Origin of the sequence: Parabacteroides sp. MSK.9.14 (assembly GCF_019041495.1) — a bacterium.
Classification (GTDB): Bacteria; Bacteroidota; Bacteroidia; order Bacteroidales; family Tannerellaceae; genus Parabacteroides; species Parabacteroides merdae.
The window spans coordinates 1-1,811 of the sequence record NZ_JAHPXO010000098.1; the positions used below are offsets into that span (position 1 = coordinate 1).

The 1,811-nt window shown below is 45.4% G+C and carries 1 protein-coding gene; it reads left to right on the forward strand.

Going from position 1 to position 1,811, the window contains the following annotated elements:
- The first annotated feature begins 88 nt into the window (after nt 1-88).
- On the forward strand, nt 89-1,744 hold the full coding sequence (locus KTG12_RS21195; protein WP_046451974.1) for an IS1182 family transposase: 1,656 nt from the start codon (nt 89-91) through the stop codon (nt 1,742-1,744).
- Nucleotides 1,745-1,811: the final 67 nt, after the last annotated feature.

Here is a 1,811-nt window from a genome sequence, read left to right on the forward strand (position 1 = left end):
TTTTTTATGCCCAAAGCCCCGACTTTCACAAGCTGGGGCTTTGTTATAACCTGAAGATTTTGTATCTTTAGGCATAAGAATTTATACTATGGCAAAGATACATTTTCGTCCTTACAATCCCAACCAAACAGTGCTTTTTCCTCAAAGAATAGATGAGGATATTGCAGATAACGATCCGGTGCGCATGGTTGACGCCCTGGTTGAGAGCCTGAATCTTGAAAGTTTCAGGAAGTTATATAAGGAATGCGGCCGCAGCCCTTACCATCCCCAGATGATGCTCAAGGTCATTCTGTATGCCTACATGAACAACGTCTACTCCTGCCGGAAAATCGAAAAGCTCCTTCATCGTGACATTCATTATATCTGGCTTGCCGGATATGAGAAACCGGATTTCATTACCATCAACCGTTTCCGCAATCGGGTGAAGAAGGAAATCAACGAGGTGTTTACCCAAACCGTACTCCTTCTCTCTTCCAAAGGCTTCATCAGCCTGAACGTGGAATACATTGACGGGACAAAGATTGAATCCAAAGCCAACAAGTATACTTTCGTTTGGCGAAAAACGGTTGAGCGGAACCGAGAGCGCCTGATGAAGAAGATACATGTCCTGCTAGGGCAGATAGACGATGTCATCGCCCAAGAAAAGTATTCGGAAAGTAATGAGGAGGTTGAGTTCACTCCGGCCATGCTGACCGAAATGGCGGGAGAATTACGTCATGTGCTGGAACAGGTTCCCGAGCCTTCCACCAAGGAGGAAAAGACTGAGCTGAAAAAGAGACGCAAACAGCTGAAGGAGTTGGAAGAACATAGGGACAAACTCCAGGAATACGACAGTCATCTGGACACGCTGCAAGAGAGGAATTCCTATTCCAAGACGGACAAGGACGCAACTTTCATGAGAATGAAGGAGGATGCCATGCGTAACGGGCAGACGAAGCCCGGTTACAACCTTCAGATCGGCACCGAGAACCAGTTCATCACCGATTTTGCACTCTTCCCGAACCCTACGGATACACTGACCATGATCCCTTTCCTGCAATCTTTTTCAAACAGGTATGACCGGATGGCTCATACGGTGGTTGCCGATTCCGGCTATGGTTCTGAGGAGAATTACCGCTTCATGTCAGAGAACGGCATGGAAGCTTACGTCAAATATAACTATTTCCACATGGAGCAGCGGCCGAGATTCCAACCGGATCCGTTCAAGGCCGAAAACTTCTACTACAATGAAGAACATGACTTTTGCATCTGCCCTATGGGACAAAGGATGCGGAGGATAGGTACTAGACATGTGAAAACCGCATCCGGATATGTCAGCGAAAATGCCAGGTACAGAGCCGTCAGATGTGAAGGCTGTCCGCTAAGATGCCGTTGTTTTAAAGCAAAAGGAAACAGGACGATAGAACTGAATCACAGGCTCAGAAAATACAGGCAAAAAGCCAAAGAGCAGCTCTGCTCCGAGGAAGGGCTGAAACACAGAGGACAGAGATGCATAGAACCGGAAGCCGTGTTCGGACAAATGAAAAACAATATGAATTACAAACGTTTCCGCCATTTTGGAAAGGACAAGGTCTTCATGGACTTTTCCTTCTTTGCCATTGCCTTCAATATAAAAAAGATATGTGCAAAAATGGCTAAAGAAGGTATGGATTGGCTGACTGGACTGTTTTATGAGCTTACAGTAGCTATATTTAGATGCTGCGAACACATAAATCGAAGAAATCCTCAAAATATCGCAGCTTAAAAAAATGAGCCGATTTTTATAGTCAACGAAAAAAAGAAGGCGCATCGGGTATTACGACACACCTTCT

Excerpts from the sequence above, each read along its gene's own strand:
- KTG12_RS21195 (WP_046451974.1), top strand. The coding sequence starts at position 89 with ATGGCAAAGATACATTTTCGTCCTTACAATCCCAACCAAACAGTGCTT.